This is a genomic window from Marinomonas atlantica (assembly GCF_001639725.1).
Classification (GTDB): domain Bacteria; phylum Pseudomonadota; class Gammaproteobacteria; order Pseudomonadales; family Marinomonadaceae; genus Marinomonas; species Marinomonas atlantica.
Genome location: NZ_LTAW01000009.1, coordinates 1 through 26,262, shown reverse-complemented (window position 1 = coordinate 26,262; position 26,262 = coordinate 1). Strand labels below are relative to the sequence as shown.

At 45.0% G+C, this 26,262-nt stretch carries 20 protein-coding genes and 1 tRNA gene; 15 read left to right on the top strand and 6 right to left on the bottom strand.

Annotated features, from left to right (window positions below; translation table 11 throughout):
• Positions 1–4: 4 nt before the first annotated feature.
• From gshB to metK, 4 genes are all read right to left on the bottom strand, one after another.
• The gene (gene gshB, locus AYW75_RS15195) at positions 5–958 is read right to left on the bottom strand and encodes a glutathione synthase (RefSeq protein ID WP_067101204.1); all 954 of its coding nucleotides are present in this window, start codon (positions 956–958) and stop codon (positions 5–7) included.
• 161 nt (positions 959–1,119) lie between these two features.
• Positions 1,120–2,877, bottom strand: a complete 1,758-nt coding sequence (locus AYW75_RS15190) for a TolC family outer membrane protein (RefSeq protein WP_067101201.1) — start codon at positions 2,875–2,877, stop codon at positions 1,120–1,122.
• 132 nt (positions 2,878–3,009) lie between these two features.
• Positions 3,010–3,741, bottom strand: a complete 732-nt coding sequence (locus tag AYW75_RS15185; protein ID WP_067101198.1) for a 16S rRNA (uracil(1498)-N(3))-methyltransferase — start codon at positions 3,739–3,741, stop codon at positions 3,010–3,012.
• A 51-nt stretch (positions 3,742–3,792) separates the two neighbouring features.
• Positions 3,793–4,956: a methionine adenosyltransferase gene (metK, locus tag AYW75_RS15180; RefSeq protein WP_067101195.1), complete on the bottom strand. Its 1,164-nt coding sequence runs from the start codon at positions 4,954–4,956 to the stop codon at positions 3,793–3,795.
• Between the two features lie 366 nt (positions 4,957–5,322).
• Between metK and tkt the strand changes: the two genes are divergently transcribed.
• The 10 genes from tkt (at position 5,323) to trmA (ending at position 17,764) form a co-directional block, all read left to right on the top strand.
• The gene (gene tkt / locus AYW75_RS15175) at positions 5,323–7,323 is read left to right on the top strand and encodes a transketolase (RefSeq protein WP_067101192.1); all 2,001 of its coding nucleotides are present in this window, start codon (positions 5,323–5,325) and stop codon (positions 7,321–7,323) included.
• Positions 7,324–7,389: 66 nt separating this feature from the next.
• Positions 7,390–8,424: a type I glyceraldehyde-3-phosphate dehydrogenase gene (locus AYW75_RS15170; RefSeq protein WP_067101189.1), complete on the top strand. Its 1,035-nt coding sequence runs from the start codon at positions 7,390–7,392 to the stop codon at positions 8,422–8,424.
• A gap of 28 nt (positions 8,425–8,452) precedes the next feature.
• Positions 8,453–9,616, top strand: coding sequence for a phosphoglycerate kinase (locus tag AYW75_RS15165; RefSeq protein ID WP_067101186.1), 1,164 nt, complete (start codon positions 8,453–8,455; stop codon positions 9,614–9,616).
• A gap of 253 nt (positions 9,617–9,869) precedes the next feature.
• Positions 9,870–10,937 (top strand): class II fructose-bisphosphate aldolase, encoded by a 1,068-nt coding sequence (gene fba / locus AYW75_RS15160; RefSeq protein WP_067101183.1) that lies wholly within the window; start codon positions 9,870–9,872, stop codon positions 10,935–10,937.
• Positions 10,938–11,031: 94 nt separating this feature from the next.
• A tRNA-Leu gene (locus AYW75_RS15155) sits at positions 11,032–11,116 on the top strand.
• A gap of 122 nt (positions 11,117–11,238) precedes the next feature.
• On the top strand, positions 11,239–12,357 hold the full coding sequence (locus AYW75_RS15150; protein ID WP_067101181.1) for a type 1 periplasmic-binding domain-containing protein: 1,119 nt from the start codon (positions 11,239–11,241) through the stop codon (positions 12,355–12,357).
• Positions 12,345–14,909 (top strand): transcriptional regulator, encoded by a 2,565-nt coding sequence (locus AYW75_RS15145; protein ID WP_156490870.1) that lies wholly within the window; start codon positions 12,345–12,347, stop codon positions 14,907–14,909. Before AYW75_RS15150 ends, AYW75_RS15145 begins: the two co-directional genes overlap by 13 nt.
• Before the next feature lie 2 nt (positions 14,910–14,911).
• The gene (gene mtnN / locus AYW75_RS15140) at positions 14,912–15,607 is read left to right on the top strand and encodes a 5'-methylthioadenosine/S-adenosylhomocysteine nucleosidase (protein ID WP_067101175.1); all 696 of its coding nucleotides are present in this window, start codon (positions 14,912–14,914) and stop codon (positions 15,605–15,607) included.
• Positions 15,607–16,578, top strand: coding sequence for a hypothetical protein (locus AYW75_RS15135; RefSeq protein WP_067101172.1), 972 nt, complete (start codon positions 15,607–15,609; stop codon positions 16,576–16,578). The genes mtnN and AYW75_RS15135 overlap by 1 nt, the downstream gene beginning before the upstream one ends.
• Positions 16,579–16,669: 91 nt before the next feature.
• Positions 16,670–17,764 (top strand): tRNA (uridine(54)-C5)-methyltransferase TrmA, encoded by a 1,095-nt coding sequence (trmA, locus tag AYW75_RS15130; protein WP_067101169.1) that lies wholly within the window; start codon positions 16,670–16,672, stop codon positions 17,762–17,764.
• A gap of 46 nt (positions 17,765–17,810) precedes the next feature.
• On the opposite strand, the gene AYW75_RS15125 is transcribed toward trmA, so the two are convergent.
• A complete protein-coding gene (locus AYW75_RS15125; RefSeq protein WP_067101166.1) occupies positions 17,811–18,239 on the bottom strand; it encodes a hypothetical protein in 429 nt (142 codons plus the stop codon).
• Positions 18,240–18,464: 225 nt separating this feature from the next.
• On the opposite strand from AYW75_RS15125, the gene serA reads away from it, so the two are divergent.
• A complete protein-coding gene (serA, locus tag AYW75_RS15120; RefSeq protein ID WP_067101163.1) occupies positions 18,465–19,694 on the top strand; it encodes a phosphoglycerate dehydrogenase in 1,230 nt (409 codons plus the stop codon).
• 70 nt (positions 19,695–19,764) lie between these two features.
• Here the strand turns inward: serA and AYW75_RS15115 are convergent, their stop codons facing one another.
• A complete protein-coding gene (locus AYW75_RS15115) occupies positions 19,765–21,735 on the bottom strand; it encodes a methyl-accepting chemotaxis protein (RefSeq protein ID WP_067101160.1) in 1,971 nt (656 codons plus the stop codon).
• Positions 21,736–22,023: 288 nt separating this feature from the next.
• Between AYW75_RS15115 and AYW75_RS15110 the strand changes: the two genes are divergently transcribed.
• The 4 genes from AYW75_RS15110 (at position 22,024) to AYW75_RS15095 (ending at position 25,962) form a co-directional block, all read left to right on the top strand.
• Positions 22,024–23,136: a substrate-binding domain-containing protein gene (locus AYW75_RS15110; protein WP_067101157.1), complete on the top strand. Its 1,113-nt coding sequence runs from the start codon at positions 22,024–22,026 to the stop codon at positions 23,134–23,136.
• A gap of 72 nt (positions 23,137–23,208) precedes the next feature.
• Positions 23,209–24,291 (top strand): ABC transporter ATP-binding protein, encoded by a 1,083-nt coding sequence (locus AYW75_RS15105; protein ID WP_067101154.1) that lies wholly within the window; start codon positions 23,209–23,211, stop codon positions 24,289–24,291.
• Positions 24,284–25,171 carry an ABC transporter permease gene (locus tag AYW75_RS15100; RefSeq protein WP_067101447.1) on the top strand — a complete coding sequence of 296 codons (888 nt, stop codon included), beginning with the start codon at positions 24,284–24,286 and terminating at the stop codon, positions 25,169–25,171. The genes AYW75_RS15105 and AYW75_RS15100 overlap by 8 nt, the downstream gene beginning before the upstream one ends.
• The gene (locus tag AYW75_RS15095) at positions 25,168–25,962 is read left to right on the top strand and encodes an ABC transporter permease (RefSeq protein ID WP_067101152.1); all 795 of its coding nucleotides are present in this window, start codon (positions 25,168–25,170) and stop codon (positions 25,960–25,962) included. The genes AYW75_RS15100 and AYW75_RS15095 overlap by 4 nt, the downstream gene beginning before the upstream one ends.
• Positions 25,963–26,262: the final 300 nt, after the last annotated feature.

The following is a 26,262-nucleotide window of genomic DNA, read 5'->3' as shown; positions in this document are numbered from 1 at the left end:
CGAATTATCGAGCGTTTAAGCGCGCCTCAATGGCGTCCATAAGGGTCATGCCAATGTTCAATCCATATTGATCGTCTAATTGGCGGACACAGGTTGGGCTGGTGACGTTGATTTCCGTTAGATAGTCGCCGATGACGTCTAAACCGACGAACATTAGGTCTTTTTCTTTTAGCGTAGGAATGACTTGATCGCAGATCCAACGGTCTCGTTCACTGAGTTCACGCCCCTCACCACGACCGCCAACAGCTAGGTTTCCCCGTGTTTCACCCGCAGCAGGAATGCGTGCCAAAGCATAAGGAATGGGCTTGCCATCGACGATAAGAATACGCTTGTCGCCTTGTTTGATTTCTGGAATGTATTTTTGCGCCATGATTTGTTCAGTACCCAAGTTTGTCAGGGTTTCAATGATCACCCCAACATTGGAGTCGTCTTCTTTAAGACGGAAGATGGAGCTACCGCCCATGCCATCCAATGGTTTGAAAATCACGTCTTTATGCTTTTTATGGAACGCTTTGAGCAGATCGCCACGGCGAGTAACGAGCACTTCTGGACAGCATTGCGGGAACTGCGTTGCGAACAGCTTTTCATTGCATTCTAAAAGAGATTTTGGGTTGTTGACCACTAATGCACCGTCGCGCTGGGCTTGATCTAGAATCATAGTGCTGTGCATGAATGCACTGTCAAATGGCGGATCTTTGCGCATTAAAATAACATCCAGATCACCCAAAGCTACCATGCTCTCTTCACCGAGTTCATAGAAGTGGTCAGGGTCTTTGAAAACGTTCAGCGGCTTAGTCATAGCAAAGGCACGACCATTGTCGAGAAAGAGATCAGATTGCTCCATGTAATACAAAGACCAACCTTTATCGGCGGCTGCCCATAACATGGCGAGAGAGGTATCTTTTTTATAATTAATGGCTTGGATAGGATCCATTACGATGCCGAGTTTAATGGTCATGATGTACTTTTCCTGTTACAGCGCACAGGCCTCTTGGGCCTATGGCAAAATTTTTATATAGAGAAGAGTATAAGGACTCGGGACAGGAAAGATAAGGGCTGAGTGAGAAAATATCAGACAAGAAAAAGCGGCACAGCAAGGTGCTGTACCGCTAAGTTTGTTTACCAACCGCCAGTGTTGTCGGTTGCATCAATAAAGATAACGCCGTCATCGTTAACAGAGGTGTTACCTTGCGGAAAGTTGCTGTTACTTGGTGCGGCGGTATTGTAACTAGGGCGAACAGGGACTACCTGCTGAACTGGGCTAACAGGCGGTTGATAGCTCTGAACTGGGACTACCGGCTGAGCTGTGCTAACCGGTGGTTGATAGCTCTGAACTGGTGGATTGTACTGCTGTTGTGCTGGCACTTGATAGCTAGATATTCCATCCACTGGCTGCTGAGGAACCTGATAGCTACTTTGCCCCCCTTGGTTGTATTGCTGGGGATTATAAGGTGCTGTTGTTGGTGTGGTTGCTGTAGTAGGTCGATTTACATCTGGTGTAACAGCTTTTGCCATTTTAGCCTCAGCTGTTTGAGCTGTACGCTCTCTGGGCAGGGGCTCTTGATCGTATCCAAGATCTTCGGGTTGATAGATGCGCATCGCACGCATCAAATCACCCTTGGTATTGAATAAGCGGAAAACTGAGTATAGCTCATCGAAGTCAGCATTGACGTAGTCTTGACGCGCTTCAAACAGTTCGTTTTCACTGTCTAATACATCTAGCAAGGTACGTCGGCCAAGATTGAACTGTTGGGCATAAGATAGTTGAGATTCTTTTGTGGCTGTTACGTAACGTTGTAAATGGATTTTGGATCCCAGTGCTGCTTCGTATGATGCCCAAGATAAACGTGCCGATAATTCAGCTTCTCGCACCGCGTTGCGTTGAATTTCTGAAGCTTGAATATTTTGTTGAACCGCAATATTCTGAGCTCGACGATCTGCTCCACCGTTATAAAGGTTATAATTTAAGCGAAGCATTGCTGTCAGGTCTTCACTAGAGCCCTCTCGGCCATCAATATTATTATTGAAAGAGCTTTCAACCACGAAGTTTAATTCTGGGTAAAAGCTTGAGTCTGCGGCATCGATGGAGTGCTCCGTTGCTTCAACATCCCATCTGGCAGAGTCAAGAGCTGGGCTACCTTGCAGTGCCTGATCAATCGCTTCAGCCATACTCGTAGGCAGAAGAGAGCGATCAGGCTCTGGATGAATCAGTTCTTTAGGAGGCAAGTCTCCGACAACAACTTTATAATTTGCTTCTGCTGCATGAAGGTTATCTAGAGCTGATAGTCGATTGGCTTCTGCTTTCGCTAGTCGCGCAGATATTTGACTAAAGTCAGACTGACGACCGACACCAGATTCTGTCGCAGTACGAATTTGCTCGTATATGCGATCATGAGTCTCTAGATTGGACTCAGCCAAAATAACCAATTCGCGATTACGCAGTACATTGGTATACGCTTCCGCAACATCTAAGGCTTTGTTTTCAATTTGGTTGAGAGCATTCCAGCGATTAGCTTCGGCTTCAGCTTTTAACCGCTTTACGTTATTGGTGGAATTGAAGCCATTAAAAATTGGTTGAGTTAATGTTAAACCCAGCTCTCGGCGAGTTAACGAAACATCTTCTCCAGAACCTTGGTAGTCATATGTTGACTCATGACCAATACCGGCATTGAAATCTATTGATGGATAAAAGCCACTGCGACGAGTCACTTCAGTGCTCTCAAGACTTTCTTTGTACAGTGCTATCGATTGGCGAACCTGAGGGTTGTTCTCTATGGCCGTGTAGGTTGCTTCTTCAAGGGTTATAGCCCATGAGGGTAATGCCAAAAGAGACGTTGCCAGCGCTATACTGCTGACGATTAATTTTTGTCGAAACATGGGCTCCACCTAATGTAAAAATGCGTTAGCTGAAATAACGCTCAACTCTGAATGTACACTGTATAAAATTGCCACAGTTGATAACAACATATTAGTGTTAGTGACCATAGCAGAATGTTACAAATCGTAAAATCAAATATCTCCCCAAAGTAAATTCAATGCTGTAAGTGCCACAATCGGAGCGGTTTCTGTGCGTAATACTCGAGGTCCTAAAGCGATAGCAGAAAAACCTTGTTGTTCTGCAAAGTCTATTTCTGTCTCGGAAAGCCCGCCTTCTGGGCCGATTAGTAAGGCGATTTTCTGATTATCTGGTGGGGTAAACTGATTCACTGGGCGTGCACTGTGATGGTGTAGTGCCAACCTTAACATTTCGTTACAATTTATGACCCAGTCTTGCAGAGCAATGGGAAAGCTGACTTCAGGAACAATGCCCCGCCCTGATTGTTCTGCGGCACTGATGGCAACTTGCTGCCAATGTTGTACGCGCTTTTCGAGTCGAGCATCGTTTAAACGGACCTCGCAACGTTCACTGAATAACGGCTGTATTTTATAAACACCTGACTCAACGGCTTTTTGAATCGCATAGTCCATACGTTCACCGCGGGAGATGGATTGACCTATGGTGACCAAAAGAGGTGATTCGTTTTTCAATGCTTCAAAATTATCCACGGCTACTTGAGCATTTCGCTTTTGTACATTGACCAGCTTGGCTTGGTATTGTCCGCCTTGACCATTGAATAAAACGACTGGGTGATCTTCTTTTAATCGCAATACTTTGCAACAGTGTTGAAAAGCACCATCAGGAAAGTCAAATGTAGTGTGTTCTGCGAGTGGTAAATCTACGAAAATACGTGGAATGCGCATAAATTAAAAAGCCCTCTTATAAGAGGGCTTTTATAACGGAAATTGCGGGAATTATAAACCTGCAGCGTTACGTAATGTGTCAGCTTTGTCCGTGCGTTCCCATGTGAAGTTTTCTTCTTCACGACCAAAGTGGCCGTAAGCCGCTGTAGGTAGGTAGATTGGGCGCTTAAGATCGAGCATCTTAATTAAGCCTGCTGGGCGCAGATCGAATTGTTCGCGTACCAGCTGAGAAATCAATTCGTCACTGACTTTACCTGTACCAAAGGTGTTGATACTGATTGACGTAGGCTCGGCCACGCCAATGGCGTAAGACACTTGGATCTCACACTTGTCGGCAAGACCAGCTGCGACGATGTTTTTCGCGACGTAACGCCCTGCATAAGCGGCTGAACGGTCTACTTTTGATGGATCCTTACCAGAGAATGCGCCACCGCCGTGACGTGCCATGCCGCCGTAGGTATCAACGATTATCTTACGACCCGTTAGGCCACAGTCACCCACAGGGCCGCCAATGATAAATTGGCCTGTTGGGTTAATGAAGAATTTAGTCTCTTTCGATAACCACTCTTCTGGAAGAACTGGCTTGATAATTTCTTCCATTACCGCTTCACGCAAATCAGCTTGTTTTACGCTGGCACTGTGTTGTGTCGACAGTACCACCGCATCAATTGCACACGGCTTGCCGCTTTCATCATAGCGGAAGGTGACTTGGCTTTTTGCATCGGGGCGCAGGAAGTCTAGTGTGCCGTTTTTGCGTACTTCGGCTTGGCGTTGAACCAAGCGATGAGCGTATGTGATCGGAGCAGGCATTAAAACGTCTGTTTCATTGGTTGCGAAACCAAACATTAGGCCTTGGTCACCCGCGCCTAGTTCTTTCTCGTTGGCTTCGTCGACGCCGACAGCGATGTCTGCAGATTGCTTGCCAATCGCGTTAAGTACCGCGCAGGACTCCCAGTCAAAGCCCATATCGGAGCTGTTGTAACCAATGTCACGGATAACGCCGCGGGCGATGTCTTCGATATCAACCCAAGCATTGGTGCGTACTTCACCCGCAACCAAGACCATGCCGGTTTTAACAAGTGTCTCACATGCAACACGCGCTTCTGGGTCTTCTTTGATGATGGCATCCAAGATAGCATCGGATACTTGGTCTGCAATTTTATCTGGGTGACCTTCAGAGACTGATTCTGAGGTAAATAGAGAATATTCTGACATGTTTGTGCCTCTATAGATGTAAATTCTAGAGCGCCAAACAGGCATAAAAAAACCCGCTTAGCTGAAATGGTTTGCTAAACAGGCGTATCGTGCTTCTGTTTAGCTGAATTTATATAGCGTCCGCAAGCCGAAACAAATCGACGCTGTACTACGGATAATGAACCAATGACGACTAAAATTCAAGCAATTGCGCATTAAGGGTAGGGTGCTTTCGGTGCTTTTTTGCTATGCTATTGTCCATCTTTGTGCAATTTCATTTTCTTTGCTTAATTAGTAAGCATAAGCCGTCTGATGCCGTTGCAAGGCTTGGGCTTAGCGTGGAGAATGATGCCGACATTTCGTACATTAACCAGGAGTGGATGATCAATGCCGTCTCGTAAACAACTTGCTAATGCTATACGCGTACTGAGCATGGACGCGGTTCAAAAAGCAAAATCTGGACACCCAGGCGCGCCAATGGGCATGGCTGATATTGCAGAAGTGCTTTGGAATGACTTTCTGAAACACAACCCAAGCAATTCTAGCTGGGTCGATCGTGACCGTTTTATTTTGTCAAACGGCCATGGTTCAATGTTGATCTATTCTCTGTTGCATCTTTCTGGCTATAACTTGCCAATGGAAGAGCTAAAGCAATTCCGTCAGCTACACTCGAAAACTCCTGGTCACCCTGAGTATGGCTACACTGATGGCGTTGAGACAACGACAGGCCCTCTAGGCGCTGGTATCAGCAATGCTGTCGGTATGGCGATTGCTGAGAAAACGCTAGCAGCGCAATTTAACCGCGAAGGCCACAATGTAGTTGACCACAACACATACTGCTTCCTTGGTGACGGTTGTATGATGGAAGGTATTTCCCACGAAGCGTGTTCGCTAGCGGGTACGCTTGGTCTAGGCAAACTGGTTGCATTCTGGGATGACAACGGTATCTCTATCGATGGTCATGTAGAAGGTTGGTTCACTGACGACACACCTAAGCGTTTTGAATCTTACGGCTGGCATGTCATTGCGGACGTTGACGGCCATGACCCTGAAGCGATTAAAGCAGCTATTGAAGCCGCGCAAGCTGAAACTTCTAAACCGACACTGATCTGTTGTAAAACCATTATTGGTTTTGGCTCGCCAAATAAGTCAGGCTCGCACGACTGTCATGGTGCGCCACTGGGTGATGACGAGATCGCTGCAGCTCGTGAGTTCCTAGGCTGGTCAGAAGCACCGTTTGAAATCCCTGCAGACGTTTACGCGGGTTGGGATGGTAAAGAGAAAGGTGCAGCAGCTCAGTCTGAGTGGGAAGCGAATTTTGAAGCTTATCAAGCGGCTTACCCAGAACTAGCAGCTGAGTTTGATCGCCGTGTTGTTAAAGGTGAATTACCAGCTGATTTCACAGAAAAAGCAGCAGCTTATATTAAAGAATGCCAAGACAAGGGTGAGAACATTGCCAGCCGTAAAGCATCACAAAATGCGATCGGTACGTTTGGTGCAATGCTTCCTGAGCTACTAGGTGGTTCTGCAGATTTGGCCGGCTCTAACCTAACGTTGTGGTCGGGTTCTAAAGGCATTCAAGAAGACCCTGCGGGTAATTACATTTACTACGGTGTACGCGAATTCGGTATGAGCGGCATTATGAATGGTGTATCGCTACACGGTGGTTTCATCAACTATGGTGCGACGTTCATGATGTTTATGGAATACGCACGTAATGCAGTCCGTATGTCTGCATTGATGGGCATTCAAAACATTTTCGTTTACACCCATGACTCAATTGGTCAGGGTGAAGACGGTCCAACGCACCAGCCTGTTGAGCAGCTTGCTAATCTACGTATGACACCAAACATGTCCGTATGGCGTCCTGCTGATGCTACGGAAACAGCGGTGGCATGGTCAGCGGGTATCCAACGTCGTACAGGCCCTACTGCACTTGTTTTCAGTCGCCAAGGTTTACCTGCGTTGTCTCGTACCGATGCGCAAGTGGCAGATGTCGCGAAAGGTGGTTACGTGCTTTCTGATTGCGAAGGCACACCAGAATTGATTTTGATTGCAACGGGTTCTGAAGTATCTCTAGCCATGGATTCTGCGCAAGCGCTGACTGAAAAAGGCACTAAGGTGCGCGTTGTCTCTATGCCGTCTACCGATGCGTTTGATGCGCAAGATAAAGCGTACCAAGAGTCTGTCCTGCCAAGCAGAGTTACTAAGCGTGTAGCAATTGAAGCTGCGCATGTTGACTACTGGTACAAATACGTTGGCTTTGGCGGTGCGATGGTTGGCATGCGTTCATTCGGCGAATCGGCACCGGGTGGCGACCTATTGAAACACTTCGGTTTCACTGTTGAAAATGTTGTTGAAACAGCAGAGAAACTGCTGAACGCCTAACGGCTTCGCAACGAAAGAGGAGCTTAGCGCTCCTCTTTTTTGTTGGATCAATGTGATAAGAGAACTATGTTGCGAATAGCAATTAATGGCTATGGCCGTATTGGCCGATCTGTTTTACGTGCGATTTATGAAAATGGTTACCAAGACCGTTTACACGTTGTCGCAATTAACGAGTTGTCAGATATCGAAACGATCAGTTACTTGACTCGTTACGATACAACTCATGGTCGCTTTCCGAAACCTGTTTCCGTTGAAGGTCAGAGTCTATTGATCGGTGATGACGAGATTCGGTGTTTTAGTGCTATGTCTCCGGAAGAGCTGGATTGGGCGACTTTAAAAGTAGACCTAGTTTTGGAGTGTTCGGGCACGTTTACCGAACGAGGTGAGATACAGCGCTTTATCGACGCGGGTGTGCCAAGAGTATTGTTATCTCAACCTGCATCTGCCGATGTAGATGCGACGATTGTATTTGGGTTTAACCATGAAAGCAGCATGTCTGCGGATCAGACGATCGTCTCTGCGGCATCTTGTACGACAAACTGTGTTATCCCCGTGTTGGATACGTTACAAGAGTTGGCAGGTGTGGAGCATGGTGCAACGCAAACCATTCATTCCGCTATGAATGACCAACCGATTATAGATGCTTATCACACTAAAGATTTACGACTAACGCGCTCCGCTATGAGCTCGATTATTCCAGTGAACACGGGGCTTGATCGCGGTATTGCGCGTTTAATGCCTGAATTGGAAGGTAAGATCAGTTCCAATGCGGTGCGTGTACCGACGATTAATGTCTCGTTGATCGATATGGTAGTGCGTACCAAGCAAGATGTGACAGCAGAACAAGTAAATGCTGCCCTTCAAATCGCTGCTTCGTCTAAGTACGCGGGATTATTAGGCTACACTCAGGAAGCCCATGCGTCGGTAGACTTTAATCATGATCCGCGCTCGGTCATCATCGATGGAACACAAACCCAAGTGGTCGATGGTCGGTTGGTGAAGCTTCTGTGTTGGTTTGATAATGAATGGGGCTATGCGAATCGCATGTTAGATGTGGCATGCTATTGGCAGCAACAATTGGAAAACAGTGCTCAGCACTGATGATTTTAAAAACGACGAGGAATCGTGCATGACCGTAATTAAAATGACCGATTTGGATCTTGCGAACAAATATGTGTTGATTCGTGAAGACCTTAATGTACCTGTGAAAGAAGGCAAAGTAACCAGTGATGCGCGAATTCGTGCGGCATTGCCAACGCTGAAGCATGCGATCGAAGCAGGAGCTAAAGTGATCGTAATGTCTCACCTTGGTCGTCCAACAGAAGGTGAGTACGAAGAGCAATACTCACTGCAACCTGTTGCCGATCACCTTGCAGGTCTTTTGGGTCAAGATGTCCCTCTAGTAAAAGATTGGTTAGATGGCGTTGAGGTTGAAGCGGGTCAACTGGTGTTGGTTGAAAACGTACGTTTCAACAAAGGCGAGAAAAAAGACGATGAAGCGCTTTCTAAGAAGATGGCCGCCTTATGTGATGTTTATGTGATGGATGCGTTCGGTACGGCTCACCGTGCTCAAGCATCGACTCACGGTGTGGGTAAATTTGCTCCGATCGCTTGTGCTGGTCCATTATTGGCGGCCGAGCTGGAAGCGTTAGAGAAAGCGCTGGCGAAACCTGCTCGTCCAATGGCGGCGATTGTTGGCGGTTCAAAAGTATCGACTAAGCTAACAGTACTGGAGTCATTGTCAGACAAAGTGGATCAGTTGATCGTCGGTGGCGGTATTGCAAATACGTTCCTTGCCGCAGCCGGTTTTCCAGTTGGCAAATCACTTTATGAGAAAGATTTGATTCCACAAGCTAAGGCGTTGATGGAAAAAGTGAACATTCCTTTGCCGGAAGACGTTATTGTCGCAACAGAGTTCTCCGCAAATGCGACCGCGACGGTGAAAGACGCGAAAGATGTAGCAGAAGACGATATGATTTTAGATATCGGTCCGAAAGCTGCATCTAAATTAGCGGGGCTGCTAGAGAGCTCAAAAACGATCATTTGGAACGGCCCCGTCGGCGTATTCGAGTTTGATCAGTTCGGTGAAGGCACAAAAGCGTTGTCGATGGCGATAGCGAACAGTGATGGTTTCTCTATAGCAGGGGGCGGTGATACGCTAGCCGCTGTCGATAAATACGAGATTGCAGACAAAGTGTCTTACATTTCAACAGGCGGTGGCGCTTTCCTTGAATTTGTTGAAGGAAAAGTACTTCCAGCAGTTGCTATGTTGGAGTCACGCACGCAAAATTAGTGTAAAGCTATATGCTTGCACTTGAATAAGACAGGGAATACCCTGCAGGATGAGAAAGTCCAAGGACTTTCTCATCCTTTATAATTATAAACACTTAGAGAGTGACCAGTCTTTCATTAGACAGACTGACAATATAACGATAAGGCGAAACGCCACATGTGACACACATGCGCATGAATATAAAATCACACGGTGTCTCTTGATTGGATGCACTGTTTAGACACCAAAAACTTCATTGTCAGAGGAAACTTTTATGCCTTTAATAAGTATGCGTCAATTGCTGGACCATGCAGCAGAGCATGATTACGGCTTACCTGCGTTTAACGTGAATAACATGGAGCAGGTCAAAGCGATCATGGAAGCAGCGGACGAGGTCAACTCGCCTGTTATCATGCAAGCGTCTGCAGGCGCGCGTAAATACGCCGGCTCTCACTTCCTTCGCCACCTGATTGCAGCGGCGATTGAAGATTACCCACATATCCCGGTAGTCATGCACCAGGATCACGGTACGAGCCCAGCCATTTGTCAGCGTTCTATTCAGCTTGGTTTTTCATCAGTTATGATGGATGGTTCTTTAATGGCCGATGGTAAAACACCCGCAAGCTACGAATACAACGTTGATGTGACGCGTCGTACTGTAGAGTTCGCTCATGCGTGTGGCGTATCTGTAGAGGGTGAGCTGGGTGTACTTGGTTCATTAGAAACAGGTCAAGCGGGTGAAGAAGATGGTGTTGGCGCAGAAGGTATTTTGTCGCACGACCAGATGCTGACAGACCCTCAAGAAGCGGTAGACTTCGTAAACGCAACGGGTATTGATGCGTTAGCAGTAGCCATTGGTACAAGTCACGGTGCGTACAAGTTTACTCGTCCACCAACAGGGGACATCTTAGACATTGAGCGTATTGCGAAGATTGTTGAGTTGCTGCCAAACACTCATATCGTATTGCACGGTTCTTCTTCAGTGCCACAAGACTGGTTAGAAATCATCAACGAATTTGGTGGTGAAATTCCAGAGACATACGGTGTGCCAGTAGAAGAGATCGTAAAAGCGATCCGCTACGGTGTTCGTAAGGTCAACATCGATACTGACCTTCGTCTAGCCGCAACGGGTGCGATCCGTCGTAGTCTTGCTGAGCACAAAGGTAACTTTGATCCACGTAAATACTTAACAGAAAGCATCAAAGCGATGAAGGCTGTGTGTATTGATCGTTACGAAGCCTTTGGTTGTGCAGGCCAAGCGTCTCGCATTCAAACCATCGATCTTGAAGAAATGGCGATTCGCTACGAGCACGGTGAATACTCTAACGGCCGCCGTTTCTAAATAACGTTTTATTTGGCGAGCAGCTTTTTTAGAAGTTTTTTTCAAAAAAGTGTTGACCATGGAAATGGTTTCTCTATAATGCTCGCCATTCCTTGCGGGAGTGGTGGAATTGGTAGACACGCTGGATTTAGGTTCCAGTGCTTCACGGCGTGAGAGTTCGAGTCTCTCCTTCCGCACCATATTTAAAAAAGCCGAGTTACTTTGTAACTCGGCTTTTTTTATGTCTTTTTGGCACGATTGTGTTTCATTCAAAGTAGTTCTCGTTAGAATGTCTTTAATCACTTAAAGATCAACGAAGCCTATGCCTCAGCTACGATTTTTCTTCATCTACTTAACGATTGCTCTTTTGTCTCAAGGAGTAAGTGCATATACGTTTGGCCAGTCTTCATTTAGTTTAAAACGTTTTTTAGACGCTAACCCTAGTCAGCTACCCCTTATTGAGCAATTGTCGGTACGTGTTCGCTCGCAACCTGTCCCTTTATTAGCGAATCGCCCTGATACTCAGAAAATTGCCGTCGTACTGCACAGTGATCCATCGATTGTGTTTAACCAAGCGTGGCTTATGACGTTTAAGCAGCGTATGAAAGAGCTTAGTATTGACTTTCGACTTGATGTTTTCCATATAGATTCTAGTGATGGAATTTACTCTACGCTGAATACTTTTCAAAAAATCGAAGCGGCTAATTTTGACTACATGATTGTCGATCGGGTTGATGATCATAATCGTCCTTTATTGGAACGGATACTGAAAACTGGGCAAATAGAAGTACTGGTGAGGGGCGTCATTGCCCCTTTTTCTGCATGGCGCATGCATCCTCCGCTGCTGTATATTGGTATGGATCGAGCAAAAGCGATGCAAAGTTTGGCAAGCTATTTGGCGCGTATGCTTGATGACGGGACGATAATTGATACATTATCGGTTGATGACCCCTATAGAAATGAAACAGGCTGCCAGATTTTTCTAAATGAGCTTTATAAGGAGGGCTATCAAATACGTCGTCGTTATAAATTGAAAGATAGTGCTGAGTCTGCCGAACGTATTGCTCAGCAGATTGTAAACGAAAGCCAAGCACTAGGTTCGTCGCATTTCATATTTTCTTGTACTCCCAATCTTAATGAAGGCGTTGTTCAGGCTTTGAGCCGTCAGCAAAAAGTACTAGTAAGTACTAATGCTTGGTTAGGCTTGAATGATTGGGAGGATGCGTATCAGCTGGGCATTATTCTGGTTACAGTTGTTGGAAATTTGGATTATAGGGCTATAGCTGCTGCAGAAGCGATTAAAGCAGACATTGAATCGCGTCTTTTACCTGCTGTATATATGGAATCTTTTAGTTTATTGGTGCAAAACATGGATGAACAGACGCGCAACATTATTTTTCAACAAGCACTTCCTTACTCGATGTCTCTATGGCCCCGATAAGTTTACGTAAACGTTTTTCTCGTAAGGTACTCATCCCTCTTATACTTGGAGCATTAGTTCTGTGCGCAGCTGTCTGGGTAATGGACTACTATACTCAGCGAAGTCATACATTGGCTTCCATGCATCAACGTACACAAGCACTCAGCATGAGTTTTTCGTCGTATTTGGATCGAGCAAATTTTGAAGTTAAGTACCTGTCTGAACAAGTGACTAATGGTGAAACCCTAGGTGATATATTTCAGCTTCATGATGTGTTGTTCTTTGGCGGCTTAGATTTTTTCTACGTAGATTTAGAAAATGGCCAAAGTATGGAAGATCCTAGAGTTCGCTTGTATACCCAAAACAGCCCTATCAGCCTTATTCAAGATGCTCAAATAAATGCTTGGCGGCACGTATCCTCTAGCGATCGGAGTGAACTGCTGGTGTTTAAAAAGCCACTTAAGGGCGACAGTGTTGGTCGGAGTCAAGGTTTTTTCTATGGTTTTATTTCACTCAATAACAACCTAGCGTTGGCAAGCGATTTAATTACAGGCGCAGGCGCTGACTTCATACGCATTAAAGACCTTGTGGGCAATGTATTACTGGTAGAGAATCAAAGAAGCTTCTCTGATGGTGTGCCTTATGTTGCCCACGACAGTATTCTTTCAATCCCTGATTTAGAAGACAACCTAACAATAGAGCTGCGCTTTGCTCGACCCTTTACTAAATCGTTTAGTAGCATGGTTCTGATTGGCTGTGCAGTAGTCTTAATATGTTTGCTGCTAATGTATTGGTTGATACAGTTTTATGCGCAGCGGGTCATGTTTGTACCGATCACTGGGCTACCAGCCTTGGATCGCGAGGGAGCGATGAACTATATCGAGCTTCAACCTCTACTTGCTCAGATGAACCGTTTTCAAGTACAGCTCAAGATACGTGAACAGCATTTAGAATTGTTATCCAACTCTCTACAATCCGCCATTCTATTTTGTGATGAGTCGGCCCGTGTAACGAACATTAATAAAGAAGCGAAAGAGCTGTTTCCCAGTTACCCATTCGTCGGTACAGTTTTCGACATGACCCCCATTGCTTGTCATCAACCGATTCAGCGTGCCTTGAAAGGTGAGTATGGTGGAGGGTTCGAATTAGAGTTTTCAGAGTTCGATAAGGTATATGACTTTAATACGTACTCTTTTATCAATGAACAGGGTTTTCGTAGTGTCATGTTAGTTGGGCGAGATGTGAGTGAGGTCCGCCGCTTACGTTGGCACTTAACGCATCGTTTCCCTCGACATACATTGGACCGACCACAGCCGCCATCATCGTTAATATTGCAAGAACTAAAGAATTGTAAGAATGATTTAGAAACGTCACCGCAATCAACGGTACGTTGGCTAAATGTCATCGGAGACTTGCTAATCAAGATTAATCACTTAGATGATGCCGTACCACAAAAAATATCGCTGGGAGAGCTTGTTGTACAACTGCAGGATGAATTGGAACTAAATCTCATGCCAAATTCAAAACAGCGAGACTTTAGTGTGGACCTTTCGCTAAGTGATGCACAGCTTTTTGCGGAATGGACGCAAGATCATCGATCAATGTTAATGGTGGCGTTTTTATTGTGTATAAACAGTTCGATATCCGGGCGATACCTTCATATTGGTTGGGAAAAAAACCGTTTAGTCATTAAGTTGTTTGGTTTAGAGATAATGACACCTGCGTTGCAATGGTTGAGTGATGAATACCCTAAATTGGTGAAAGGTCGTGTGGACGCCTCGGATGCGGGTCGTTTTGTGATGATGGCGACGCTGATGCCTGAAGCTCAGCATAATAGTCCAATAAATGTCATGGGTAAGCGTGTCGTTTTGGTGAAAAATGATTATGCCGAGAGTAATAGGTTGCTTGAACTATTAAAATCGATAGGCATGCGTGTTGAGGTGTACTCATCGTTTGCGGAGTTCTTTGGTGCGGGCACGCCGTATCGCACAAAATACGACGTGATGTTTGTCGGTTTGGGTGATATAGAACTTGCTAAAAGTGGTGTTGATAAGTTGTTGGTGTCAAGCCGAAGCCAAGCGTTACCTATTATTTATGTGGGTACTCAGCGTTCTGACGAATTACCTGGTGAAACGATATTGGCACACCAATTGATACCCTTTCGCTTGGCCTCAATGGTGATTGCTTTAGAGGCGGCCCCCTCGATTAGTATGGGTGATTGGACCTCCCTCGCAACGAATTTTATTATCATTGGTGGTACAAATGTCAGTCAGGTTATTTGGCAGTCTGAGCTTAATGTTAGTGGTTTTGTAGCACGAAGAGAGACAGAAGTTGTTAATTTAGTGGCCGTGCTTGGGCATCATAGCCAAGTGGTGATTGTGGTATTGGATAAAGTAACAGCGGAATTGGCGATGAAATACCACTTGGAGTATCTCGACAACACTAAATGGATTGTGCTGGAAGACTTTTCAGATCGACCTGATACAATGCAATTTATTGACTTAGAAGGGCGACTTCCGAACGATGGTGCCCTTGAAGCCCTGCTGCAAAATTTAAATATTAAAGGCGAATGAATATGAGTGTAATTGGCTTAATCGGTGCGATGGATGAGGAAGTTGCTGTTATAAAAGAGTGGATGACCGATGTTCAGGAAACAAGTGTTGCTGGCTGTGAATTTTATTCTGGACAACTGGATGGCAAAGACGTCGTATTGCTTAAATCAGGGATTGGTAAAGTCAACGCGGCCGTTTCTACAACACTGCTGATGGCCAGCTTTGATCCGTCTGTTGTGATTAATATAGGGTCAGCAGGTGGGTTTGACGCGGAGCTTGAAGTAGGTGATGTGATTATCTCAAATGAGGTGGTTCACCATGATGTTGATGTGACTGCATTTGGTTACGCTATTGGACAGCTGCCCAGTATGCCGGCGACGTTCAGTGCTGATCCAGCGTTGGTTGAGAAAGCTCTGCAAGCGGTCTCCTCTGTGGGTCAAGCAAAAGCAAAAGTTGGCTTAATCGGCACTGGAGATGTGTTTATGTGTGAAGTTGAGCGAGTGGCAAAAGTGCGGGCTGCATTCCCTTCTCTTAAAGCCGTTGAAATGGAAGCGGCTGCAGTGGCGCAAGTGTGTCATAAGTTTTTGGTTCCGTTTGTGGTGGTGCGTTCTTTATCTGATGTGGCGGACAAAGAATCTCCAGCAAGTTTTGAAGAGTACTTAACCGTGGCGGCACAAAATTCGTCTCTTATGATTCGTGCAATGTTGCGAGAAATGTAATGGCTGGGTTGTTTAAGAGCTTGCTTAAAATAGGGAAGGTACTTAGCGGGATTGTGCTTCTGGTCCCTGCTATTTATGCGGATCCTATCAAGACGACTTCTTCTGAATCACAAGAGAGTGAATGGTGGAAGTCGACTCATGAGGCCATGTCTACTAAAGTCGGTGAATGGTCTAATGGGCTTGATGCTTTTTTTTCAGGTCAACGGCATGAAGATGTTTCAACTAGCTTTGTTAGTATGCGTTTTGGCTCGATTATTGAGGGTAAGGAAGGTGTATCTGGCTTCTTTAACTTAGATGCAAAGCTGGATTTACCTTATACAGAAGATCGGTTAGACCTCATTATCGAATCGGATGCTGATCGACTGACACAAGATAATCGTCGTGTTGATAATGAGCCAGGCCAGAATATTTTACAATCGGCTCAAAATACTCGCTTTGCAACGATGTTGCGTTATTTCAAAGAAGAATGGAATGCGAACATTGATATGGGCCTGTTAGTAGAAATGCCTGTTGACCCGTTTGTACGCATTACCTTTGAACAAGACTACGGATTAGGGCAGTGGACTTTTAAACAAGAAGAGTCATTGTTTGATTACTATTCTCTTGGATACGGTGGTCGTTACGGAATTAAAGCATTAAGGCCGATAGGTGATCGTTATGTGTTTGGTGCTGACTTTGGTGTGACTTACTTAGAAGTTGATTCGAAAACATATTGGCGTCAAAACGTGTATTTGAATCATGACTTATCGGATAAAAGTAAGCTGCGCTACCAAGTCAGTTACTTGCAAGAAGGCTCGACGCCACGAGCAGAGAGCTTTTTGTATTACGTTGAATATAAGCGTCTTATGTACGATGACTGGTTAATAGGTCAGTTAAAGCCTCAAGTTACCTACGAGCGTGATAATGATTACAAAGCAGAGGTGTCCTTGAGTGCTTCACTGGAAGTGCTATTAGGCCCAGAGTTTCTTTAATCGGCTAGTTTCAGCGGTCATCGTTCGCAAAGTAAGCAGACTCTTTGTATAATGCCGCGCCCATATTCTCGAACCTTTAGCGGAAAACTGCATGAGACCAGATCAAATTCAACCAGAACATTACGCAGCTCAGTTACAGGCGAAGCAAGACTCGTTGCTTGAGCTGATGGCAGACCTTGATATGCCAGAGCTAGAAGTGTTCGAAAGTGCTCCAAGCCATTATCGGATGCGAGCTGAGTTCCGTATCTGGCACGATGGCGATGACTTGTTCTATGCCATGTTTGACTCCGCTGATCCGCGTACTCCAATTCGAGTCGATCAGTTCTTGGCAGCGTCTAGGCTGATCAATGAACTGATGCCAAAGCTGTTAGATGCCATTAGAGATACTCCAATACTAAGACATAAGTTGTTCCAAGTAGATTTCCTTACGACGACGACGGGCGAGGCACTGATTAGTATGCTGTACCACAAGCCTATTGATGAGGTGTGGCATCAAGCAGCAGTAGAGCTTAATGAGCTGTTCCCAGCATGTCATTTCATTGGTCGTAGTCGTAAGCGTAAACAAATACTCACGCGTGACTTTGTGATGGAGACGCTGACGGTCCATGGACGCAAGTATCACTATCAGCAGGTTGAAAACAGCTTTACGCAACCGAATGCGGGCATCAGTGAGAAAATGCTTGAATGGGCTCTTGATGTGACCAAAGAATGCTCTGGTGATTTGTTGGAAATGTACTGTGGTAATGGGAACTTCTCCATTCCATTAGCGCGTCGCTTTGATCGAGTGATTGGTACTGAAATAGCAAAAGTATCTGTGAACTCTGCAAGCTTGAATGTTGCTATGAACGGTGTCAGTAACGTACAAGTGGTCAAAATGGCGAGTGAAGACGTATCTGATGCACTAAATGGCGATGGAGTTTTACCTAAAGCATTGGCTCAAGCAGGTATGGATACATTAAACCCTTCGGCGGTATTAGTAGATCCACCGCGCGCAGGATTGGACGATGGAACAGTCGAGTTGGTTAGAAAGATCGATCAAATTCTCTACATATCGTGCAACCCAGAAACATTGAGAAGTAACTTAGAAGCGTTGTCTTCGACACATAAGGTGATGCGCTTTGCGATGTTTGATCAATTCCCCTATACCCATCACGTTGAAGCTGGTGTGTTTTTAGAACGACTGTAAGTCGTTCTAATTTCCATGCAGCACTTAAGGCAGCAATACAGCAGGGTTAGGCTGAGAAGTTGATTGTCTGACCTAGAGCAGAATCAGGACTAATATTGTATTGGGACGCCACACTACCACTCTGACTTGAGTTCGAAGGTGTGGCGTTTAATGTGTTACCGGAGTTGCCCGAAACCTGAGCTGCAACAGCGGCGTTGTTAGATGTTGCATTGGCTCCAAACTCAGAGGCAGTGGCCACATCAGCACCAACTTCTATAGCAGACGTTTGAGCAACGGTTCTAGAGGCAACATTATCTTGAGCTAACTGCTGAGCTTCGGGTGAGATACTAACGGACACATCTACAGACTGCGGTGCGGCATTTGCCGTTTGGCTATTGCTCCCGTTACCTGTGTTGGGTTGAACAACAGGTGTATTCGTCAATTCTGGGTCGTTAAACTGACTAACGATACTGTTGTTAATTCCTTCGATGGCCATGGCTCACCTCCCATTGATTATCTTTTGAACATCTTGATTCTAGTGCCGATGGCGCTACCTTGCCAGTTAAAATGCGTAGATAAGATGTAAATTATTGTTCAGTTGAGTATTACTCCATTAAAGATGAAGCTCATTACGGCATCTGCTACTACGACAATTTAGCCAGTGTGGTAACATATCTTTTAAAAATACCCCATAAGAAACCATAGAGATATATAAAAAATCATGAGTAATACTTCTTTAGAAAAAGCAAAAATCAAAATTTTGTTATTAGAAGGTGTTCATCAATCTGCAGTTGAGGCGTTAAATGCCGCAGGATATGAAAACATCGAGTATCATAAAACCGCTTTACCAGAAGACGAACTGATCGAAAAAATTGCCGATGCTCATTTTATCGGTATTCGATCACGCACTCAGCTCACTGAAAAGGTGCTTGAGCACGCGAATAAATTAGTCGCGATTGGTTGTTTCTGTATTGGTACCAATCAAGTAGACCTAGATGCTGCTTCAAGCAAGGGTGTTGTTGTCTTTAACGCGCCGTTTTCCAATACACGAAGTGTTGCTGAGTTAGTTTTAGCCGAGATGATACTGCTGCTTCGTGGCATCCCTGAGAAAAATGCAGTATGTCATCGTGGCGGCTGGTTAAAATCTGCTGTTGGCTCTTTTGAAACTCGTGGTAAGCGTTTAGGTATCGTTGGTTACGGTAGTATTGGTACGCAGCTTAGTGTGTTGGCAGAGTCGTTGGGTATGGAAGTGTGCTTCTATGACATTATTACTAAGCTCCCATTGGGTAATGCTCGCCAAGTTAAATCACTTGAAGAGTTACTATCAACATCCGATGTAATCTCACTGCATGTACCTGAAACACCAAGCACCAAATTGATGATGGGCCCTAATGAGATTGCTCAGATCAAAAAAGGTGCCATTTTCCTAAATGCATCTCGTGGAACGGTCGTTGACCTTGAAGCGCTTGCAGCGTCGGTAAAAGCAGGTGATATTGCTGGCGCTGCGATCGACGTATTCCCAATTGAACCAAAAGGCAATGCAGAGGAATTTGTGTCGCCGCTGCGTGGGTTAGACAATGTTATTTTGACGCCGCATATCGGTGGATCAACAATGGAAGCGCAAGAAAACATTGGTGTTGAAGTCGCAGTTAAATTAATTCAATACTCTGATATTGGTACGACGACTGCGGCAGTTAACTTCCCAGAAGTCGCATTACCTGCTCAAGCTGATAAGCACCGTATCCTGCATATTCATGAAAACCGTCCAGGTGTTCTGACTAAGATCAACTCGATCTTCTCTGACAACGATATTAACATCTCAGGTCAGTTCTTACGTACCACCGAGAAACTTGGTTACATGGTGATGGAGGTCGACTCCGATACTGGTGAGCTAGCACTTGAAAAAGTGAAAGAAGTAGAAGGTACGATTAAAGCGCGCGTTCTGTTTTAAGCGTCCGGCATTATTCTGAATTTAAAAAGCCAGTGCAAAATGCACTGGCTTTTTTATTCGAATGAGCATGTTAAGAACGGATACCTAATGTGCTGGTAATGTCGTCAATTTTTTGGCGGACATTTGTGGTCATGTCCGCTAAGAATTGTTCTGACTCATCTGCTTGAGAACGGACTTTTTCTACGGTTTCTGTCAGCATACTTACGCTGCGTTTTTGATCTTCGGCATACCCTGAGGCTTTACGTGAAAGTACCGTCGACTGATACGACTTCTCTTGTACTTCCTTAGCTGAGTGGCCTAACTCTGTGGTTAATGAACGCTGCTCTGATGTTGCTGACTCAATCAGCCCTAAGTTTTTACGTAAGTTGGAGGTTGAACTGGTCAATGACTCAAAAATGGATGTGATCTCTTCAAGAGAGTGCTGCGTTCGACCTGACAAGGTTCTGACTTCATCGGCGACTACCGCAAAACCTCGGCCTGCTTCACCTGCACGAGCCGCTTCAATAGCAGCATTTAGAGCCAGTAAGTTGGTTTGTTCTGCAATGTCACGAATACCGCTGACAATAGAGTTGGCGCTGGATACAGAATTTTCTAAGCTGCCTAATGCGGTTTTACTTTTCTGTAATCGTTCTACCGTTGTCGCATTGGCGCTTTCAAGTGTTGACACTTGTTTCGAGCTCAACTCCATGGCGTTGCTGGTGTCATGTGCATAGCTTTCTACCTCTTTTGCACGTACTTCTGCTTTATTTGCTAGGACGTCTACATGAGCCGCTTGTTCAACGGTTTGCTCTAGCGCTTCTTTTGAGGCCACACTGATGTCATGAACCTGACCAAAGGCGCTTAGCATCTCATTTAACGATGTGGAAATATTCTTAAGCTCGGTATCACGCTGCTGGCGTTGTACCGCAATTTGCTCAAGATAACGATTTAAATAGCGAGCAACTTCTGATAACTCATTTTTACTGTTGGTGACTTTTAGTGTGTGTATGTCATCGCTGTCGACGAGCGCTTTCACTGCGTTGTATAGGTCTTTTGCGCTTTGGACAACAACGCGACTTTGGAACAAGTGAGTGATGAGAGTAGTTAGCAACATGATGATCACAAATGCGCCGAAAGCGATCAGAGTATTGCGTTCAGTTTTTGCTGTGGCGGCTTGAATCGTCGCAGTGCCTTTATCAAGCTCATCACTTAGGTCATCAATTAGCAGGCGAATGGCTGATTTAGCAAGATTGGCTTGTTCTATGACAGTTAAGCTGCTTTCAATGTCCTTCATATAGCGATTTGCCCAAGTGCTTAGTTCACTCTTGGTCTCTTCAAAAGTATCACTGGTTTCTGCCGTTTCAGAACTTCCCCAGCCCATTAACGCTGATAAATCGTCTGTGTTGTCATCAGTGTCTGTGTCGGATGTTTGCCATGCGGGCAGTTTAGAAAAAAGAATAACCTGATTGATCAGTTTTTGATTGGCTTCGTTTACTAACTTGCGATTATCTGGTGAGGGGCTGTTTAAGTAATCTTTCGCAGACTGCTGTAATGAAGAAAATGTCGCATAGAGGTTGCCTTGAGCTGCAAGGTAGCGCATGACTAAGTCATTATTAATACTGTCGTCGGCATCGTTAATAGTACTGTGCAGGAAATCAAGAGACAGTCGTATTTGTCGTTCGTTGTTTTCAATCAGAGCTAGCGGATTACCTGATAGTTTACCAGATGCTCGAACGTCAGTTTGCAAGCTGGCGACAATTGCGTCTAGACGTTCTTCTAGTGATACCTGTAGATCGATAGGTAGGTGAATCAGCATTGGTTTGATGTCTTCTATGATAAATATTTCTGATTCTTGCAATAGCGATGCTTCGCCAGAAGACAAGTAGCTTTCAATTTTCTGCTCAAGCTGTATCGCAGAGGCTTCCCATACCTTATTAAAAGCGTCATTTTGCTCAAAAGCTGTCCGGTAGCTTTGTGTGCTCCATAGTAGGAGCGCGGCGAGCGCTGCAGCGATCACGAGATAGCTAAATGTTGTGGCGCGTGTCACATGGGAGATTTTCAAAATCGTCTCTCTATAATTCTCGGCAAGGTGATTGATGCGCTAACAATATTATTGAATTGTGACACTTATGTTGCGAGAGACTTAAATGTATCAGAATGTACACAATAAGATGGCTAATGTAGCGTAATGTAAAAGAAAAATTGTCCAAGTGGTTTAAAAACTCTTGACTGTTCATTTTTTCGTCACTAAATTGTAATAACTTTGACCAATACTGATACGGATAAACCAATTTTGGTATGACACTTCCTTTGTTAGGAAGCGTGCGTCTAACACATACAAGGAGTCCATATGTCCATTTCTCGTCGCCAGTTTCTGCAAGGGGCTTCCATTGCAGGAGCGGTTGCTGCAACACCCTTTTCTATCAGTTCTGCAATCGCTGCAAATAAAGAGTTAAAGATTTATGCGTGGGCAGGTTACATCACCGATGAAATGCTGGCTGACTTCAAGGCAAAGACAGGCATCAATGCGACCTTTACGCCTTATGGTACCAATGATGAATTAATGAACTCTCTACGAGCAACCGATGGTACGGGCTTTGATATCATTATGCCGACCGTGGATCGTGTGCCAGGTTATGTGGACTATGAGTTAGTCCAGCCCCTAGATACAACACGTATCAAATGGGATGGGTGCTTAGAGAGTGCTTTATCTGGTTCAGAAGTGGGCGGTGTTGTGGATGGTAAGCGCTATTTTGCACCGTCTGATTGGGGGACTGAGGCTATTACGTATAACAGGGAATATGCGGATGTGGACCCAAATAATCTCAGCTATGGTGATCTTTGGAAGCCAGAGCACGCAGATGGTGTGACAGTTCGCGGCCATTCGGCGCTAGTGGGTATTGGTTTGTGGCTTGAAAAAATGGGCAAGCTACCATTTCCGTTGTTAGAGTCTTATAAAAACGAAAAGGCTATGCGCGCGAACTTTGATGTGATCTTAAAAGAAGCGACTAAGCATAAAGATATGGTGGCACAGTTCTGGTCAACAGAAAATGAAGCGCAAGGTGCGTTTAGAACCAATGGTGCAGTGATTGGCCAAACATGGGACAGCACGGCCTTTAAACTGTCGCAAGAAGGAGAGCCAGTTGTTTACGGCGCACCTAAAGAGGGTGCCTTGGCATGGATGGAAGGCTTTGTGATTCCTAAGAATGCTAATAATGTTGATGCCGTATACGAGTTCATTAACTGGTATTACACCCCAGAAGCAGGCGCGATGTTTGTGAAGGCAACGGGCTATAACTCTACCTCTAAAGGGGCGGCAGAGCTATTGCCTCAAGCAACCAAAAAGTTTTTTAATAACTCCTATTCAGATCAAGACCTTGCCAACCTTTGGTGGTGGCCAATCCAAGAACCTTGGTACGTTGCTCTACGTAACGAGTATCAAGATCGTTACCTGTCTGCATAATACAATTGCCTTTCAAAGGCCCGCCCTGAGCGGGCCTTTATCGTTTAATGAATACCCAGTTAAGAAGGTTATATGGATCGTAGTGTACACCTAAACAATGCCATCATGCGTTTTGGCGAATTTACTGCTGTCGAGAAAATGGACTTGAAAATTGAGTCCGGTGAGTTCTTTAGTTTTCTTGGTCCATCGGGGTGCGGTAAGACGACCATATTGAATATGATCAGTGGATTTTTAGAGCCAAGTGAAGGCGGTGTTTATATTGGTGATCAGCCTATGGCAGGGGTTCCTGCTAACAAACGACCCACATCAATGATCTTTCAGAACTTAGCCCTTTTTCCGTTAATGACGGTTGCAGAAAATATTGAGTTTGGCTTAGAGGTACGTGGTGTATCGAAAGTTGAACGTAAAAAAATATCTGATCGGTTGCTTGAACTGGTGGCGCTAGAGGGGAGTGGGGATAAAAAAGTATCAGAGTTATCTGGTGGGCAGAAACAACGAATCGCGATTGCCCGTGCATTGGCGGTTGAGCCTCAGGTGTTGTTGTTGGATGAGCCTTTATCTGCCCTAGATTTGAAATTACGACAGCATATGCGTACGGAACTGAAAGAGATCCAGCGTAAAACAGGTATTACTTTCATCTATATTACTCATGATCAAGGTGAGGCTCTGACGATGTCTGATCGTGTAGCGGTGATGTCTGCGGGTAAACTGCAACAAGTAGCAGATCCTATTACGTTGTATCGAGAGCCGGAAACAGCGTTTGTTGCGTCGTTTGTTGGGGAGAATAACGCGATTCCTTGCAATGTACTGGAATCAAGCGAGGGTTACGCTGTTGTGGATGCAGGTAACCTTGGATCATTGGCTGGTCGTATAAAGCGATCAATAATGCCCAGTGTAAGCGCTACGTTATTTGTTCGCCCAGAAGGGTTGAGGCTTGGATGTGAAGGCGAGTTTACTCTGTCTGCTACACTGGCCGAAGTCAATTTTGAGGGATCTTATCTGACGTTAACAGCTAGCTTAGTTAATCAGCAAGTGGTTGCGATACAACTACGAGCCAATCAATACAATGAAGCCATGATTGCAGGGAGTGCGTTAACGTTATCTTTTGACCGTCAGGATGCCATTGTTATTGCAGGCGAGGCTAATGATGTTTAATCAGTTAAAGCAGCGCTTTGGGAGTCCGTTATCAGTCTCGATTGTGGCGTTGATTGCAGTATGGCTGATTGGCTTAGTAATACTACCGCAGTTAATTATGGTGAATTATTCATTGAAGCCCAACTTATTGCCAGCGGAGATTGGTGGCATTAAGGATCAGTATACTCTCAGTAACTACGCGACTTTATTCAGTAATACGATCCATTTATCGATTTTCTTTAAAACCATCTGGTCAAGCGTGTTGGTGACCTTTCTCACATTGATTGTGAGTTATCCATTGGCCTTTTATTTAGCGAAAGTGGCTACACCTAGACAGGCAGCCTTATGTTTGTTGTTACTCATTATACCGTTTTGGATTAATGAAATTCTGCGAACGTTTTCGTGGTACATCATTTTGGCCTATAAAGGTCCACTGAATGCATTGTTGTTGGAATTGGGACTGATTAATCGCCCTGTTCGGTTTTTATCGGGTGATGGTGGTGTATTGATCGGCATGGTATACGCCTACATCTTGTTCATGATCTTTCCAATTTATAATGCGATTGAAAGTTTGGATAGTAATCAGGTTAAAGCTGCTCGCAACTTGGGCGCAAGTTGGCTGCGGACTCATTATCGCGTTGTTATTCCTCACTCTAAACCGGGCATCGCTACTGGTTGCATCATGACCTTTATGTTGGCTGCAGGTAGTTATGCGGTGCCGGCATTGCTCGGCTCGCCAGGTAGCCGTTGGTTTACTCAAATTATTTACAATTGGTTCTTTGAAGGTGGAGATTGGAATCAGGGGGCGGCCTATGCCTTCTTGTTGTTGATTATATGTATTGGTTTTATTGCTTTGGTGATGAAGGTGTTTAAAGTGGGATTAGGAGACATCGCCCGATGAATTCAGCTGCAATTCTAAAATTCGGTGTGCGTTTCTATATAGGTGTGTTTTTTCTGTATTTGTTTACCCCGTTAATAATTATGGGGTTAGCTACGTTTAATGATAGTCGCTTTCCTACGGTGTCACCGTGGCGAGGCACTACGTTGAAATGGTTTGAGGCGTTAGGGCAAGATAACGCGATGTGGGAAGCATTGGGTAACAGTGCTTTAGTGGCATTGGGGGTGTTGTTGGTAGCGGTACCTGTTGGCGTTAGTTGCGCGTTATTCTTATCCTCGGTAGAAGGGCGCGGCAAAACATTTCTTTACTCGCTGATGATGTCTCCCTTGTTGACCCCCGGTGTAATTGTCGGTATCTCCACGCTTATCTTTTGGCGCGGGCTTTCTGTAAATGGCGGTATCGTGTTAACGGTCATCGCACAAACAACCTTTATATCAGCTTATATCATGTTAATGGTGCTGGCGCGATTGCAGCGTTTTGATCGCACGTTGGAAAATGCTGCATTGAGTTTAGGTGCTACGCAATGGCAAACGTTTCGCCGTATTCTTTTACCTTATTTAAAACCTGCTATCTATTCAGCTGCTGTAATTGCTTTTTTGCAATCCTTTGAAAACTACAACACGACGCTTTTTGTAAAAGGCTATGACACAACGCTTACTGTCTACATTGCTTCCAAAGTTCGAACCGGACTGACGCCCGCAGTGAATGCATTAGGTTTGGTGCTTATTGCGATTACCATTATTTTAGCTGTTGTTTACGAAATAAAGCGTCGTAGAGAACAGGCTTCAGCATAGATTAAGTCTTCTGAAACATTCGTGTTGATCGTTTCGTGATCTTTTTTGCTTGCCTTTGCCTAAAAAAGCGTCTAAAACTACATACCCCTTGGGTAAATATTACATTTTAGTGGCTTTTTAATTAAATATTATAAAAACCGCTTGCACTGAAAATTAAGATGCGTATTATACGCCTCCACTGACACGGACAACGCTTCACAGCAACGAAGCGGTAACGAAGTCGGACGCTCTTTAAAATAGATAATCAGATAATTTGTGTGGGCGCTCGCTGGAGACTTCTAAAAATTTTGAAGTCTTAAA

Excerpts from the sequence above, each read along its gene's own strand:
- gshB (WP_067101204.1), bottom strand. The coding sequence starts at position 958 with ATGACCATTAAACTCGGCATCGTAATGGATCCTATCCAAGCCATTAAT.
- AYW75_RS15190 (WP_067101201.1), bottom strand. The coding sequence starts at position 2,877 with ATGTTTCGACAAAAATTAATCGTCAGCAGTATAGCGCTGGCAACGTCT.
- AYW75_RS15185 (WP_067101198.1), bottom strand. The coding sequence starts at position 3,741 with ATGCGCATTCCACGTATTTTCGTAGATTTACCACTCGCAGAACACACT.
- metK (WP_067101195.1), bottom strand. The coding sequence starts at position 4,956 with ATGTCAGAATATTCTCTATTTACCTCAGAATCAGTCTCTGAAGGTCAC.
- tkt (WP_067101192.1), top strand. The coding sequence starts at position 5,323 with ATGCCGTCTCGTAAACAACTTGCTAATGCTATACGCGTACTGAGCATG.
- AYW75_RS15170 (WP_067101189.1), top strand. The coding sequence starts at position 7,390 with ATGTTGCGAATAGCAATTAATGGCTATGGCCGTATTGGCCGATCTGTT.
- AYW75_RS15165 (WP_067101186.1), top strand. The coding sequence starts at position 8,453 with ATGACCGTAATTAAAATGACCGATTTGGATCTTGCGAACAAATATGTG.
- fba (WP_067101183.1), top strand. The coding sequence starts at position 9,870 with ATGCCTTTAATAAGTATGCGTCAATTGCTGGACCATGCAGCAGAGCAT.
- AYW75_RS15150 (WP_067101181.1), top strand. The coding sequence starts at position 11,239 with ATGCCTCAGCTACGATTTTTCTTCATCTACTTAACGATTGCTCTTTTG.
- AYW75_RS15145 (WP_156490870.1), top strand. The coding sequence starts at position 12,345 with ATGGCCCCGATAAGTTTACGTAAACGTTTTTCTCGTAAGGTACTCATC.
- mtnN (WP_067101175.1), top strand. The coding sequence starts at position 14,912 with ATGAGTGTAATTGGCTTAATCGGTGCGATGGATGAGGAAGTTGCTGTT.
- AYW75_RS15135 (WP_067101172.1), top strand. The coding sequence starts at position 15,607 with ATGGCTGGGTTGTTTAAGAGCTTGCTTAAAATAGGGAAGGTACTTAGC.
- trmA (WP_067101169.1), top strand. The coding sequence starts at position 16,670 with ATGAGACCAGATCAAATTCAACCAGAACATTACGCAGCTCAGTTACAG.
- AYW75_RS15125 (WP_067101166.1), bottom strand. The coding sequence starts at position 18,239 with ATGGCCATCGAAGGAATTAACAACAGTATCGTTAGTCAGTTTAACGAC.
- serA (WP_067101163.1), top strand. The coding sequence starts at position 18,465 with ATGAGTAATACTTCTTTAGAAAAAGCAAAAATCAAAATTTTGTTATTA.
- AYW75_RS15110 (WP_067101157.1), top strand. The coding sequence starts at position 22,024 with ATGTCCATTTCTCGTCGCCAGTTTCTGCAAGGGGCTTCCATTGCAGGA.
- AYW75_RS15105 (WP_067101154.1), top strand. The coding sequence starts at position 23,209 with ATGGATCGTAGTGTACACCTAAACAATGCCATCATGCGTTTTGGCGAA.
- AYW75_RS15100 (WP_067101447.1), top strand. The coding sequence starts at position 24,284 with ATGTTTAATCAGTTAAAGCAGCGCTTTGGGAGTCCGTTATCAGTCTCG.
- AYW75_RS15095 (WP_067101152.1), top strand. The coding sequence starts at position 25,168 with ATGAATTCAGCTGCAATTCTAAAATTCGGTGTGCGTTTCTATATAGGT.